Source organism: Curtobacterium sp. Csp2 (genome assembly GCF_013347165.1).
Genome location: NZ_CP054593.1, coordinates 571,026 through 583,830, shown reverse-complemented (window position 1 = coordinate 583,830; position 12,805 = coordinate 571,026). Strand labels below are relative to the sequence as shown.

Genomic DNA, 12,805 nt, shown 5'->3' with positions numbered 1-12,805 from the left:
CGGCCGTTGTCAGGCGATGCTCCAGCGTGTTCCTGCTGCGGTGTCCTCGATGGTGATCCCCGCGGCTGCGAGGTCGTCGCGCACGCGGTCCGCCGTGGCGAAGTCCCGTGCGGAACGGGCGTCCGCGCGCTCCTGCACGAGGCGGTCGACGAGCGCGGCGAGCGGTGCGGCCGAGACGTCCTGACCACCACCGGACCAGTGGGCCGCTCGCGGGTCGATGCCGAGGACCTCGACCATCGCGGCCACCTGATGGTACGCGACCCCGAGCGCTTCCGCATCGTCGGCGTCCAGGGCGGCGTTCCCGGCGCGCACGGTGTCGTGCAGCACGGCGAGGGCCTGGGGCACCGAGAGGTCGTCGTCCATGGCCGCGGCGAAGGCGTCGGGCACCCCCGCGGCGGTCGTCGCGTGATGCCCGGTCAGGCGGCCGGCGGCACGGTCGAGGAACCCGGCGATCCGGTCGTACGCCGCCTCGGCCTCGGCCAGGGAGCCCTCGTGGTGGTCGATCGACGAGCGGTAGTGCGCGGCGCCGAGGAAGTACCGGACGACCGCCGGCCGGGCGGCGCCGAGGAAGTCCGCGGCGAAGATCGAGTTGCCGAGCGACTTCGACATCTTCTGCCCGTCGACGGTCACGAGTCCGTTGTGCAGCCAGTACGACGCGAAGCCGTCACCGGCAGCGGTCGACTGCGCGAGCTCGTTCTCGTGGTGCGGGAAGCGCAGGTCGAGCCCGCCGCCGTGCACGTCGAACGCCGGACCGAGGTACCGGCGGGACATCGCGGAGCACTCGATGTGCCACCCTGGCCGACCCGGGCCCCACGGGGAGTCCCACGTCGCGGTCGCCGGCTCGCCGGACTTCGCGCCCTTCCAGAGCGCGAAGTCCCGCGGGTCCCGCTTGCCGCGCGGGTCGGCGTCGGCGGCGTCCACCATGTCCTCGCGGCGCTGCCGGGTCAGGGCGCCGTAGTCGGCCCAGCTGCCGGTGTCGAAGTAGACGTCGCCGGAGCCGTCCGCGGCGGCGTAGGCGTGCCCGCGCTCGATGAGCCGCTGGATGATGTCGTGCATCTGCGGCACGCTCGCGGTCGCACGGGGTTCGTACGTCGGCGGCAGGATGCCGAGGGCGTCGTACGCCGTGGTGAACTCCCGCTCGACGCGGTACGCCCGTGCGAACCACGGCTCGTCGGTGCCCGCAGCCAGGTCGAGCACCTTGTCGTCGATGTCCGTGACGTTCCGCACGAGGGTGACGTGGTAGCCGCGGTAGGTCAGCCACCGGCGCCAGACGTCGTACACGAGCGCCGAGCGCAGGTGCCCGATGTGCGGCGACGACTGCACCGTCGGACCGCAGACGTACATGCTCACCTGTCCGTCGACCAGCGGGACGAGGTCGACGACGGCTGCGGCGCGGGAGTCGTACAGGCGAACGGTCACCCGCCCAGCCTAGGACGTCGGACGGGCGGTCAGGCGGGGCGCACCACGGCGGTCGCGATCGCGGCGAGCCCCTCGCCGCGTCCGGTCAGCCCGAGCCCGTCGGTCGTCGTGCCGGACACCGCGACGGGTGCCCCGACGACCGCGGCGAGGGCGTCCTGCATCTCGGTCCGCCGTGCCCCGATGCGCGGGCGGTTGCCGATCACCTGCACCGTCACCGAGGTCGGCACGAGACCCGCCGCCGCGAGCAGTTCGACGGCCCCGCGGACGAACACGTCGCCGGACGCGCCCGCGTACCGGGGGTCGGAGGTGCCGAACCGACCGCCGATGTCCCCGAGCCCGCCGGCGGAGAGCAGCGCGTCGCAGACGGCGTGCGCCACGGCGTCCCCGTCGCTGTGGCCGGAGAGTCCGGGCTGTCCGGGGAAGTCGAGCAGGCCGACGCGGCAGGGCGATGCGTCGTCGAACGCGTGCACGTCGACGCCGAGCCCGATGCGGACCGTCGGCAGCGCCGAGCCCGCGACGATCGCCTCGGCCCGTGCGAGGTCCCAGCGGGTGGTGATCTTGAACGCGTCGGCGTGCCCGGGGACCGTGCGGACCACACCGCCCGCCGCACGGAACACCCCGGCGTCGTCGGTCTCGGACCGCTGCGCCGCCGCGTACGCGTCCCGGAGGGCCCGCAGCGGGAACACCTGCGGGGTCTGGACACCGACGAGCGCGGACCGGTCGACCGTCTCGACCACCAGGTCGCCCTCGACCCGCTTGACGGTGTCGGTCACGGGCAGCGCCGGGACGACCCCGTCCCCGGTCGTCTCCGCGCGCTCGAACACGGCGGCGAACTGCGCCGCCGGGGTCAGGCACCGGGCGGCGTCGTGCACGCCCACCCACTCGATGCCGTCGGGCAGCGCGTCGAGCCCGGCCTGCACGGACGCGTGCCGGTCGGCGCCACCGGCGACCACGCTCGTCAGGGCAGCGGCGGGACCCGCGACGGCCGCGACGAGCGCCCGGCACTCGTCCAACCGGGCGGTCGGCGCGACGACGACCACGAAGGTCGGCTCGGCCAGGGTGAACACCGTCCGCACCGCCCGGGTCAGCATCAGTTCGCCGGCGACCGGCACGAAGGCCTTCGCGTCACCGATGCCCAGGCGCGTCCCGGAGCCGGCCGCGACGACGACGACCGCCCTGCTCACCCGGGGTCCGGGGAGCAGGGCGGTCGTGTCGTCGTGCTGTGGCGCCAGGGTGCTGGTCGCGCTAGGAGGCGAGGACCTCGTCGAGGACGGTCGATGCCTTGTCCTCGTCGGTCTTCTCGGCCAGGGCCAGCTCGGAGATCAGGATCTGGCGCGCCTTGGCCAGCATCCGCTTCTCGCCCGCCGAGAGCCCGCGGTCCTGGTCGCGGCGCCAGAGGTCACGGACGACCTCGGACACCTTGATGACGTCACCGGAGGCGAGCTTCTCGAGGTTCGCCTTGTAGCGGCGCGACCAGTTGGTCGGTTCCTCGGTGAACGGTGCCCGGAGGACCTCGAACACCTTGTCGAGTCCTTCCTTGCCGATCACGTCGCGGACGCCGACCAGGTCGACGTTGTCCGCCGGGACCTCGATCGTCAGGTCACCCTGCGTGACGCGGAGTTTCAGGTAGACCTTCTCCTCGCCCTTGATGACGCGAGTCTTGACTTCAGAGATGGTTGCCGCCCCGTGGTGGGGGTAGACGACGGTCTCGCCGACCTCGAATTGCATGTATCAGGCTCCGTTCCCAGAACCCCCAGTTTACCACAAGGGCGTTTCGGGTAGTGGGGCCGGGGCGGACCCACACCCGGGTGATCGCTAGGATGGTGCCGGACCGTCCGGTCCGCCATCGTGATCTTCCGGAGGAATCTCTTGCGAGCTCGGGTACTCGTGTCCGTCGCCGTTGCGGCAACCATCGCGCTCGGCGCCACCGGCTGCGAGTTCATGTCGCCGGCGCACACGACGGAGATCAAGCAGATCACCGACGGCGTGAACGTCACCACCGGCAAGCTCGACATCCGCAACGCGCTCTTCATCTCCGACCGCGGCGAGGACGCACGCTTCATCGGCACCGTCATCAACACCGACGAGTCCGAGGACATCACGCTCTCGATCGAGCTCGGCGGCGACACCCAGACGGTCGTCGTCCCCGCCGGCAGCCGCCGCGACCTCGGCACGAACACCCCGACGGTGTCGAGCAGCGAGGGCTCGAGCGCCCAGGAGGGCAGCGACTCGCAGGGCACCGAGCAGACCGGCGCGAAGGCGGTCGTCTTCGAGGGCGCGGACGCCCGGCCCGGCTCGCTCGTCAAGACCTACTTCTCGTACTCCGGCGCCGAGGGCGTCTCGGCCAGCGTCCCCGTGCTGACCAACGCGATGGAGGAGTACCAGAGCCTCGCACCGTCGCCGAGCCCCACGCGCACCGCGACGCCGGGCGCCGGCACCGAGTCCACCGACGGGGCCACCCCGACCGGCGAGGCCACCAGCTCCGGCAACTGACGCAGGGCCCACTCCAGCGAGCGCGCGCCGGACAGCGCACCAGGCGCGTCAGACTGGAGGCCCGGGGCCGGTTCCGAGAACCGGCACCGGGCCTCCAGTCCGTCCGGACCCGGCCGCGTCGCCGAGGCGACGCGACCAGGAACGGCCGACGGGTCGGGCTCAGCCCTCGATGCGGTAGCCGAGGCCGCGGACGGTGACGAGGATCTCGGGTGTGCTCGGCACGCGCTCGATCTTCGAGCGGATCCGCTTGATGTGCACGTCGAGCGTCTTGGTGTCCCCGAAGTAGTCGGACCCCCACACCCGGTCGATGAGCTGCCCGCGGGTGAGCACACGGCCGGCGTTCCGGAGCAGCAGCTCGAGCAGCTCGAACTCCTTGAGCGGCATCGGCGTCTCGGACCCGTCCACCGACACCGTGTGCCGCTCGACGTCCATCCGGATCCCGCCGACCTGCAGGATCCCGCTGTCGCCCGGGTCGTCCTCGGTCCGACGCCGCAGCACCGCCCGGAGCCGGGCGAGCAGCTCCCGCGTCGAGTACGGCTTCGTCACGTAGTCGTCCGCGCCGAGCTCGAGCCCGACGACGATGTCCACCTCGGAGTCCTTCGCGGTGAGCATGATGATCGGCACGTTCGACCGCGTGCGGATCTGCCGGCAGACCTCGGTGCCGCTGAGGCCCGGGAGCATGAGGTCGAGCAGCACGAGGTCCGGGTTCTCCGCGTCGAACTTCGACAGCGCGGTCACGCCGTCCGCCGCGACGGCGGTCTCGTAGCCCTCCCGCTGCAGGAGGAACTCCAGGGGCTCGCTCAGGGCCGGCTCGTCGTCGACGATGAGGATCTTGGTCACGATGGCTGCTCTTCCAGTTGCTCTTCGAGGGCGGTGGTGAGGTCGGGATCCGCCTCGGGGAGACGGATCGTGAAGGTCGAGCCCTTGCCGGGCTGCGACCAGACGCGCACGTCGCCGCCGTGGTTGCCGACGACGTGCTTGACGATGGCGAGGCCGAGCCCGGTGCCGCCGGTCGCCCGGGAGCGCGCCGGGTCGACCCGGTAGAACCGCTCGAACACGCGGTCGAGGTCGGCCTCGGGGATGCCGACGCCCTGGTCGGTGACGGCGATCTCGACGAAGCCCTTCGCCGACCGGACGCCCACGCCGACGCGGGTGTGGTCCGGCGAGTACTTCACGGCGTTGGCGATGAGGTTCGACACCGCGACCTGCAGCAGCCCCGGGTCCCCCATCACGCGGAGCTTCGTGCGCTTCGCACGGACCAGGTCGATGTCCCGGGCGCGCGCGACGACCTCGTTCGCGTCGACGGCGGCCTGCACGATCTTGTCGATCGAGGTCTCCTCGCTGTTCTCCAGCGTGTCCACGGACTGCAGGCGCGAGAGCTCGATGATGTCCTTCGTCAGGGCGCCGAGCCGCTCCGACTCGGTCATCAGCTGCCCGGCGAACTTCTTCACGTGCTCGGGGTCGTCCGCGGCGACGACCAGGGTCTCGGCGAGCAGGCCGATCGCGCCGATCGGGGTCTTCAGCTCGTGCGAGATGTTCGCGACGAAGTCCCGTCGGACCTCGTCGATGCGGCGGCTCTCGGTGAGGTCGTCGGCCGTGACGAGGACGTACCGGTTGCCGAGCTGCGCCGCCCGGAAGCTCAGGTAGCCGATCAGCTCGCCGCTCCGGCCGCGGGGCAGCTCGAGGTCCTCCGACCCCATCTCGCCGCTCCGACGCACCCGGTCCACCAGCTCGACGAGCTCCCGGTGCGCGAGCTTCCGCCGCACCACCAGCCCGACCGTGAGCGCCTGCGGCGAGGCCGCGACGACGGTGTTCGACGGGTCGACCACGACCGCCGGATTGTGCATCGTCGCGATCACCGCGGCGACGCCGTCCGGCAGGGTCCGCTCCGCGACGTCGGCGGCACGGGCGGTGCGTTCCGCCGTGATGACGAGCACCACGACCCCCGCGCCGAACACCCCACCGAGGAGCATCGAGAGTGGCACGAGCCACACGTTGTCCATGCCGCCAGTGTAGGGACGGACACGTCCGGTTCCGACGCCGTTCACCCCCGGCGACGGTGTTTCCGGGTCCGCTGCGCGAGGTGTTCAGCCGCAGGTCACCGTTCGTTCACCTGCCCTGACGACACTCGACCGGTACGCATCAGAGAGGCACATCCCCCATGCGCGAAGTCTTCCAGCAGGAGCTCCAGGACGTCCAAGAGCGTCTGACCGAGATCGCCGGGCTCGTCGAGTCCGCGATCACCCGCGCGACGCAGGCGTTCAGCGACTCCGACGTCGCCCTCGCGGAGGAGGTGATCGCCGACGACGCCAAGATCGACGCCGCCGCGAACGCCCTCGACGAGGTCGCCATCGACATCCTCGCCCGCCAGGCTCCCGTCGCCCGCGACCTGCGCGTCGTCGTGACCGCGCTGCGCGTCAGCTCGTCGCTCGAGCGCATGGGCGACATGGCCGAGCACATCGCCCAGCTCGCCCGCCAGCGCTTCCCGGAGAAGGTCGTGCCGAAGGGCCTGCGCCCCACCTTCAAGAAGATGGGGGCCCACGACGTCGCGATGGCGCAGAAGCTCACCCGCCTGCTCGCCACCGAGGACATCGCGCTCTCCGCCGAGATCCGCGACGAGGACGACCAGGTCGACGAGCTGCACGCCAGCGTCTTCGACTTCGTGCTCGGCGAGACCTGGAAGGGCAACCCGATCGACACGGTGGACGCCACGCTCGCCTCGCGCTACCACGAGCGCTTCGCGGACCACGCGGTTTCGATCGCGAAGAAGGTGGAGTACCTGGCGACGGGCGACTGGGCCGGCGCCGCGTCGGTGACGGCCTCCCCTGCCTGACGCACCGCTCCCGGTCTGGGAGGATCGTGGCATGGCTCAGGTCGCGATCGTCGTCAACGGGATGCCCGGTTCGGGCAAGAGCACGGTGGGGGCGGCCCTCGCCGAGGTGCTCGGCTGTCCCTTCCTGTCGAAGGACCGGATCAAGGAGCCGCTCGCCGACATCGTCGGCCCGATGATCGCCTCGCGTCCGCTGGGCGGGATCGCGATGGACACGATGTGGTCCATGGCGCGGGCCGTCGAGAACGGGGTCGTCCTCGACGCCGTCTGGCTGCCGTCGCGTGACCGGGACCGCCTGGAGGCCGGACTCGCCGCCGCCGCGTCACCGCGCGCCGTCGAGGTGTGGTGCGACGTCGACCGGGCCACCGCCGAGGTCCGGCTGCGCGACCGGTACGACCCGGGAACCCTACCGGTGCGCCACGAGGTGCACGGCGACCTCGACGACGTCCTGGCGTTCTGGGACGAGCACGGCGACGCCGGTCCGGTCGCGCTGCCCGGGGTGCCCGTCGTCCGGGTGGACACCGCGCACCCGTACGACGTCGGGGCACTCGTGCAGGAGATCGCGTCGCACTTCGTCTGACCCGCTCGGTCCGTCGCGGACGACGAACGCCCCGCCGGTGACCGGCGGGGCGTTCTGCATGCGGCTGCTTACTTCTTGGCGCCCTGGGCGGCGACCGCGGCGGCGCCGGCTGCGGCGGCCTCGGGGTCCAGGTAGTACGAGGGCTTCGTCGGACGGAAGTCGTCGTCGAGCTCGTACACGAGCGGGATGCCCGTCGGGATGTTCAGGCCGGCGATGTCGTCGTCGGAGATGCCGTCGAGGTGCTTCACGAGCGCCCGCAGCGAGTTGCCGTGGGCCGTCACGAGGACGGTCTTGCCCGCACCGAGGTCCTTCGTGATGTCGGACTCCCAGTACGGCAGCAGCCGGTCGATCACCAGCTTGAGCGACTCGGCCCGGGGCAGCTGGTCGCCGAGGTCGGCGTAGCGGCGGTCGCCGGCCTGCGACCACTCGGCGTCGTCGGCGATCGGGGGCGGCGGCACGTCGAACGAGCGGCGCCACTCCATGAACTGCTGCTCGCCGTACTGCTCGAGCGTCTGCGCCTTGTCCTTGCCCTGCAGGTCGCCGTAGTGCCGCTCGTTGAGGCGCCAGTCGCGCTTGACCGGCAGCCACGCGAGGTCGGCCTCGAGCAGGGCGATGTCGGCGGTCTGGATCGCACGGGTCAGGAGCGACGTGTACAGGACGTCCGGCACGATGCCGGACCCGGCGATGAGCTCGCCGGCGCGCTTCGCCTCCTTCTCGCCCAGCTCGCTGAGTCGGACGTCGACCCAACCGGTGAACAGGTTCTTCTGGTTCCAGTCACTGTTGCCGTGACGGAGCAGGACGAGCGTGGAGGTCATGCGCCCGAGTCTACCGAGCGGCGTCGGCCCCGTAGCCTGGTCCCATGCCCATCGGGAACGTCACGCGCGGCACCACCGGGTACAACCGGCTCCGCCGCGTCGACCGGTGGATCGCGTCGCTCCCGGTCCTGCGGCGGACGGACGACCCGCTCGTGGCCGACGTCGGGTACGGCGCCCGGCCCACCACGACGCTCGAGCTCCGCGACCGACTGGCCCGGGTCCGTCCGGACGTCGAGGTCACCGGCATCGAGATCGAGCCCGCACGCGTGGCCCTGGCGAACGCCGGCACCCGCGACGGGGTGACCTTCCGGCTCGGCGGGTTCGAGACCCCGACGCCGGGAGACCGCCGCCCGGCAGTGATCCGGGCGTTCAACGTCCTGCGGCAGTACGACGAGTCGGCGGTCGTCGACTCGTGGCGGATCATGCAGGACCGCCTGCAGCCGGGCGGGGCGCTCGTCGAGGGCACGTGCAACGAGGTCGGGCGGGTCGCGTCGTGGGTCACCCTCGACGAGCACGCGCCGCACACCTTCACGGTGTCGTTGCGGGTCGCCGGCCTCGAGGTGCCGAGCATCGTCGCCGAACGGCTGCCGAAGGCACTCATCCACCGGAACGTCCCCGGGGAGCGGGTGCACGCGTTCCTGCTCGACCTCGACCGCGCGTGGGCGGTGGCCGCGCCGCTCGGCACGTACGGTCCCCGCCAACGGTGGATCGCGACGGTGCAGGGCATGCGCGACCGTGGATGGCCGGTGCTGCACGGGGTGGCCCGGTGGCGCCTCGGCGAGCTCAGCGTCCCCTGGTCGGCCGTCGCCCCCGCCTGAGCCCGGGCCGCAGGCCGCCGCTGCTCAGCCGCGCCGGACGGCTCCGAGCCGGGGCAGGCGCGGCACGTTCGCCGTCGCGCCGGCCCCCGGCGGGACGATGGTCTCCTGCGCGGCGGTCACGACCACGTCGTCGACCGTGAGCTCGAGCGTCACCGCCGGGTCCAGGGAGCGCTTGACGACCGCGAGCCCGATCGGCCCGAGCTCGTGGTGCAGCGCCGCCGCGGTGAGCCGGCCGACGTCCTTCCCGTCGGACACCACGGGGTCGCCGGGCGCGGGGAGCACCCCGTCCGACCCGTCGAGGTGCAGCATCACGACGCGGCGCGGCGGGTGGCCGAGGTTGTGGACCTTGGCGACCGTCTCCTGCCCGCGGTAGCAGCCCTTCGACAGGTGCACGGCGGAGCGGAGCCAGTCGAGCTCGTGCGGGATCGTCCGCTCGTCGACGTCGGACAGCGAGGGACGCCAGGCGGCGATGCGCAGGGCCTCGAGCGCGAGGAGCCCCGCGGCGGGGACGTCGGACGCGGCCGTGTCGGCAGCGGCCTCTGGGGTGACCACGTCGATGCGGAGGGTCCAGTCGGAGGCGGGATGTGCCTCCAGTGCGGCGTAGCCCCACCCACCGGGCGTGACGGACGCCCACGGGTCGACCCACTCGACCACCGGGTCGGCGACCGCCGACCCGGCGAAGCGCCCGAGCGTGACGAAGTCGGCGGAGCGGTCCGCGACCTCGACGCGGAGCATGAACCGCATGCTGTCGAGCCAGGCGGCCAGCGGTGCGGCGTCGGCCGGCTCGGTGAGGAGCCACGTCGTCACGCCGTCGTCGACGACCCGCGCGGCGTGCTCGACGCGACCGGACTGGTCGAGCACGAGCGTCTCGGTGGACGTGCCGGGCGCGAGCCCGGTGATCAGCTGCGACGTGATCGAGTTGAGCCAGGTCAGCCGGTCCGGCCCGGTCACCGTGACGACGCCGAGGCCGAGCTCGACGACGGCACGGCCCGCGGCCAGCGCACGCTGCTCGCCCGTGGGGTTGCCGAAGTGCGCGGCGGGACCGGCGTCGGACGCGACGAAGCCGGGTCGCTCGGCGAAGACGGCCATCAGTCGACCTTCGCGAGCTGCCCCGAGGCGTGCGACGTGAGCTGCTGCCCGAGCGCGGCGATGTCCCAGGCCCAGAACAGCTTGCCCTCGACCAGGCCGTACAGCCGGGTGGCCGCGGAGTAGTCCTTCGCGTTCGGCGAGCGCATCACGGCGTCCGTCGCCAGGTCGATGCGGCCCTTCTTGACGCGTCCGACGTAGAGCTCGTTGACGCCCGTCGGGTGGATGATCGCGGCTTCCACGTCGAAGCCGTCGGTGGTGTTGCGGAGCGTCTCGACGCTCTCCACCGTGCTGAACGGGGTCGGCCCGTCACCCATGAGCATCGCGGGACCGCGGTCGCCGGGTTCGTTCGGCCGATCGATCCGCCAGTAGCCCATCTCCGCGGCGAGCGGCGTGTGCTCGTCGTCGAGCAGCCACGTCGTCGAGGAGTAGTTGAGGTACGGCAGGCCGTCGTGGCTGAAGCTCACGCGCTGGCCGAACTCGTACTTCCGGGGCTCGTCCTCGTCACCCACGGGGTACTCGACGACGCCGGTGCCCTCCCAGACGCCCACGAGCCACGACAGCGGGACGAGTTCGGGCGCCAGGCCCTCCGGCAGTTCGATCAACGCTGACCCTTGAACAGCTTCACGACGACGACGACCGAGATGAACGCGATCGCGAGCGACGCGAGGCCGAGGAGCCCCACGTAGAACAGCTCGAGCGCAAGCAGCGAATCCATGCCGCGAGTCTACGCGGTGGACCTCAGCGCGCCAGGAGCACCACGGCGGTGACGAGCACGACGACGAACGCCCCCGAGGAGGCGATGCTGATCCGCTCGACCAGGCCGTCCTTCGTCGCGGTGATGAGCTGCAGCACGAAGCTGACGAGCACGCACAGCACGAACACGAGGAGCAGCCACGCGAAGGAGTCCTTCTGCGTGAGCGTCAGGACGAGCACGGCGCCGACGACGGCGAGCAGCCAGACGGGCAGCACGGAGGTCAGACGCAGGCGACGCTGGTCGAGGGGCTGGTCCGTCTCGCTCACGCGGACCATCATGGCAGGCGCACGGTGTCCGGCGTCGGGGCGTCCGGCGTCGTTTCTCGGTGCCGGGTCGCCGTCCGGCCGGACGGGGGCCGGCTTCGCGAGCATCACTAGGATGTGTGCACGACTCCCCCACGCCCTGGAGGTCCTGTGGCCCAGCTCCTGGTACTCACCTCAGCCGCGCCCGGCGACGTCCTGCCGAGTCTCGGTCTCCTGAGCCACCGGATCCGCCACGTGCCCGCCGAGGCGGCACAGCTGGTCAACGCCCCGCAGAGCGACCTGATGTTCGTGGACGCCCGCACCGACCTGGTCAGCGCGAAGGCCCTGTGCAAGATCCTCGCCACGAGCGGGTCGACGACGCCGATCGTCCTCGTCGTGACCGAGGGCGGCCTGACCGCCGTGAACAACGAGTGGAACGTCGACGACGTCGTGCTCGAGACCGCGGGGCCGGCCGAGGTCGACGCCCGCATCCGGCTCACCACGGGGCGCGCCGCCAAGACCCAAACAGGTTCGAAGATCCAGGCCTCCGGCGTCGTCATCGACGAGGCGAGCTACTCCGCCAAGGTCCGGGGCCGGCCGCTCGACCTGACCTTCAAGGAGTTCGAGCTCCTCCGGTTCTTCGCCACGCACCCCTCCCGCGTGTTCACCCGCGAGCAGCTGCTCAGCGAGGTCTGGGGCTACGACTACTTCGGCGGCACCCGCACCGTCGACGTCCACGTCCGGCGACTCCGCGCGAAGCTCGGGGACCTCGAGTCCCTGATCGGCACGGTCCGGAACGTCGGCTACCGCTTCAACGTCTACGACGACGAGGCGGACCGGCTGGCGGGGCAGTAGTGCTCGCGGTCGTCGAGCTCCTGGCCGCGGCGTCCGCCGCCGATGGTGAGGCCCCGCCCTTCTCCGACCAGACGCTGGTCGACGTGCGCGCGGGACGCGCGCACGTCGTGGGGGACGAGCGCGGGGTCGCCGTGGTCCGTGACGGCGAGCTGGAGCTCGTGGTCGCACGGGAGGCCCGTGGTCGCGGGATCGGGTCGGCCCTGGTCGCACAGGTGCTCGCGTCCGGTGACGCCGGTGACGTCGGCGACGTCGGCGACGTCGGTGGCGCGTCCGGGGCTGGTGCTCCCCGACTCGCGTGGGCGCACGGGGACCACCCCGCTGCCCGGGCCCTCGCCCGACGGCACGGGTGGACCGCCGTCCGGACGCTCCTGCAGCTGCGGGCGCCGATCGCCGACGACCCCGTCGACCCCCGGGTCCCGACGGGCTGGACCCTCGAGGCGTTCCGCGCCGGGGACCCCGAGGACGAGGCCGCCTGGCTCGCCCTGAACGCCGCCGCGTTCGCGCACCACCCGGAGCAGGGGCGGATGACGCTCGACGACCTCCGTGCCCGCGAGGCCGAGCCGTGGTTCTCCGGCGACGACCTGCTGCTCCTGCGCGACGACGCCGGCGAGCTCGTCGGGTCGTGCTGGCTCAAGGTCGAGGGCGACCTCGGAGAGTTCTACGCCGTGGCCGTCCGTCCCGACCAGCAGGGTCGCGGGATCGGGGGTGTGCTCATGCGCGCCGGTGCCTCGCGCCTGACCGGCCGAGGACTGTCCGCGGCGGCGCTCTACGTTGAGGGCGACAACGAGCCGGCACTCGCGCTCTACCGCCGATCGGGTTTCGCACAGCACGCGGTCGACGTCCAGTACGCGGCGGGTCCCGGCCGGTAACATGGCGCGGTCGGCGAGGGGTCGACCGGGGCACTCGGGGG

The 12,805-nt window shown here is 72.2% G+C and carries 15 protein-coding genes; 6 read left to right on the top strand and 9 right to left on the bottom strand.

The features are described 5' to 3' along the window. Positions 1 to 9: 9 nt before the first annotated feature. Genes cysS through HUN59_RS02890 form a run of 3 tightly spaced genes read right to left on the bottom strand, consistent with a single transcriptional unit; the run spans position 10 to position 3,147 of the window. A complete protein-coding gene (cysS, locus tag HUN59_RS02900; protein ID WP_174777441.1) occupies positions 10 to 1,419 on the bottom strand; it encodes a cysteine--tRNA ligase in 1,410 nt (469 codons plus the stop codon). A 29-nt stretch (positions 1,420 to 1,448) separates the two neighbouring features. Continuing rightward, on the bottom strand, positions 1,449 to 2,651 hold the full coding sequence (gene ispD / locus HUN59_RS02895) for a 2-C-methyl-D-erythritol 4-phosphate cytidylyltransferase (RefSeq protein ID WP_174779346.1): 1,203 nt from the start codon (positions 2,649 to 2,651) through the stop codon (positions 1,449 to 1,451). 13 nt (positions 2,652 to 2,664) lie between these two features. Then, complete coding sequence (locus HUN59_RS02890) at positions 2,665 to 3,147, bottom strand: CarD family transcriptional regulator (RefSeq protein WP_017888066.1); 483 nt, start codon at positions 3,145 to 3,147, stop codon at positions 2,665 to 2,667. A 159-nt stretch (positions 3,148 to 3,306) separates the two neighbouring features. Here HUN59_RS02890 and HUN59_RS02885 point away from each other — a divergent pair, with 159 nt between their 5' ends. Then, the gene (locus HUN59_RS02885; RefSeq protein WP_058741547.1) at positions 3,307 to 3,912 is read left to right on the top strand and encodes a hypothetical protein; all 606 of its coding nucleotides are present in this window, start codon (positions 3,307 to 3,309) and stop codon (positions 3,910 to 3,912) included. Between the two features lie 159 nt (positions 3,913 to 4,071). On the opposite strand, the gene HUN59_RS02880 is transcribed toward HUN59_RS02885, so the two are convergent. Beyond that, positions 4,072 to 4,752 carry a response regulator transcription factor gene (locus HUN59_RS02880; RefSeq protein WP_058741548.1) on the bottom strand — a complete coding sequence of 227 codons (681 nt, stop codon included), beginning with the start codon at positions 4,750 to 4,752 and terminating at the stop codon, positions 4,072 to 4,074. Then, positions 4,749 to 5,915, bottom strand: a complete 1,167-nt coding sequence (locus tag HUN59_RS02875; RefSeq protein WP_058741549.1) for a sensor histidine kinase — start codon at positions 5,913 to 5,915, stop codon at positions 4,749 to 4,751. The genes HUN59_RS02880 and HUN59_RS02875 overlap by 4 nt, the downstream gene beginning before the upstream one ends. Positions 5,916 to 6,073: 158 nt before the next feature. Here HUN59_RS02875 and phoU point away from each other — a divergent pair, with 158 nt between their 5' ends. Both phoU and HUN59_RS02865 read left to right on the top strand, forming a co-directional pair. After that, positions 6,074 to 6,745 carry a phosphate signaling complex protein PhoU gene (phoU, locus tag HUN59_RS02870; RefSeq protein ID WP_058741550.1) on the top strand — a complete coding sequence of 224 codons (672 nt, stop codon included), beginning with the start codon at positions 6,074 to 6,076 and terminating at the stop codon, positions 6,743 to 6,745. 31 nt (positions 6,746 to 6,776) lie between these two features. After that, positions 6,777 to 7,322, top strand: a complete 546-nt coding sequence (locus tag HUN59_RS02865; protein ID WP_174777440.1) for an AAA family ATPase — start codon at positions 6,777 to 6,779, stop codon at positions 7,320 to 7,322. A gap of 68 nt (positions 7,323 to 7,390) precedes the next feature. Here the strand turns inward: HUN59_RS02865 and HUN59_RS02860 are convergent, their stop codons facing one another. Then, positions 7,391 to 8,137 (bottom strand): phosphoglyceromutase, encoded by a 747-nt coding sequence (locus HUN59_RS02860; RefSeq protein ID WP_174777439.1) that lies wholly within the window; start codon positions 8,135 to 8,137, stop codon positions 7,391 to 7,393. Between the two features lie 44 nt (positions 8,138 to 8,181). Here HUN59_RS02860 and HUN59_RS02855 point away from each other — a divergent pair, with 44 nt between their 5' ends. Then, on the top strand, positions 8,182 to 8,955 hold the full coding sequence (locus HUN59_RS02855) for a class I SAM-dependent methyltransferase (RefSeq protein WP_174777438.1): 774 nt from the start codon (positions 8,182 to 8,184) through the stop codon (positions 8,953 to 8,955). Positions 8,956 to 8,979: 24 nt separating this feature from the next. Here HUN59_RS02855 and ygfZ read toward each other — a convergent pair whose 3' ends face one another. The 3 genes from ygfZ to HUN59_RS02840 form a co-directional block, all read right to left on the bottom strand. Further along, positions 8,980 to 10,044 carry a CAF17-like 4Fe-4S cluster assembly/insertion protein YgfZ gene (ygfZ, locus tag HUN59_RS02850; protein ID WP_174777437.1) on the bottom strand — a complete coding sequence of 355 codons (1,065 nt, stop codon included), beginning with the start codon at positions 10,042 to 10,044 and terminating at the stop codon, positions 8,980 to 8,982. After that, positions 10,044 to 10,646, bottom strand: coding sequence for an FABP family protein (locus HUN59_RS02845; RefSeq protein WP_058741555.1), 603 nt, complete (start codon positions 10,644 to 10,646; stop codon positions 10,044 to 10,046). The genes ygfZ and HUN59_RS02845 overlap by 1 nt, the downstream gene beginning before the upstream one ends. A 136-nt stretch (positions 10,647 to 10,782) precedes the next feature. After that, entirely contained in the window at positions 10,783 to 11,064 is a 282-nt protein-coding gene (locus HUN59_RS02840; protein ID WP_141863002.1) for a hypothetical protein, read from the bottom strand. Between the two features lie 147 nt (positions 11,065 to 11,211). Between HUN59_RS02840 and HUN59_RS02835 the strand changes: the two genes are divergently transcribed. Continuing rightward, positions 11,212 to 11,895, top strand: coding sequence for a winged helix-turn-helix domain-containing protein (locus HUN59_RS02835; RefSeq protein WP_058741557.1), 684 nt, complete (start codon positions 11,212 to 11,214; stop codon positions 11,893 to 11,895). Next, positions 11,895 to 12,764: a mycothiol synthase gene (mshD, locus tag HUN59_RS02830; RefSeq protein ID WP_174777436.1), complete on the top strand. Its 870-nt coding sequence runs from the start codon at positions 11,895 to 11,897 to the stop codon at positions 12,762 to 12,764. The genes HUN59_RS02835 and mshD overlap by 1 nt, the downstream gene beginning before the upstream one ends. Positions 12,765 to 12,805: the final 41 nt, after the last annotated feature.

Excerpts from the sequence above, each read along its gene's own strand:
- phoU (WP_058741550.1), top strand. The coding sequence starts at position 6,074 with ATGCGCGAAGTCTTCCAGCAGGAGCTCCAGGACGTCCAAGAGCGTCTG.
- HUN59_RS02890 (WP_017888066.1), bottom strand. The coding sequence starts at position 3,147 with ATGCAATTCGAGGTCGGCGAGACCGTCGTCTACCCCCACCACGGGGCG.
- HUN59_RS02875 (WP_058741549.1), bottom strand. The coding sequence starts at position 5,915 with ATGGACAACGTGTGGCTCGTGCCACTCTCGATGCTCCTCGGTGGGGTG.
- HUN59_RS02865 (WP_174777440.1), top strand. The coding sequence starts at position 6,777 with ATGGCTCAGGTCGCGATCGTCGTCAACGGGATGCCCGGTTCGGGCAAG.
- ygfZ (WP_174777437.1), bottom strand. The coding sequence starts at position 10,044 with ATGGCCGTCTTCGCCGAGCGACCCGGCTTCGTCGCGTCCGACGCCGGT.
- HUN59_RS02855 (WP_174777438.1), top strand. The coding sequence starts at position 8,182 with ATGCCCATCGGGAACGTCACGCGCGGCACCACCGGGTACAACCGGCTC.
- HUN59_RS02860 (WP_174777439.1), bottom strand. The coding sequence starts at position 8,137 with ATGACCTCCACGCTCGTCCTGCTCCGTCACGGCAACAGTGACTGGAAC.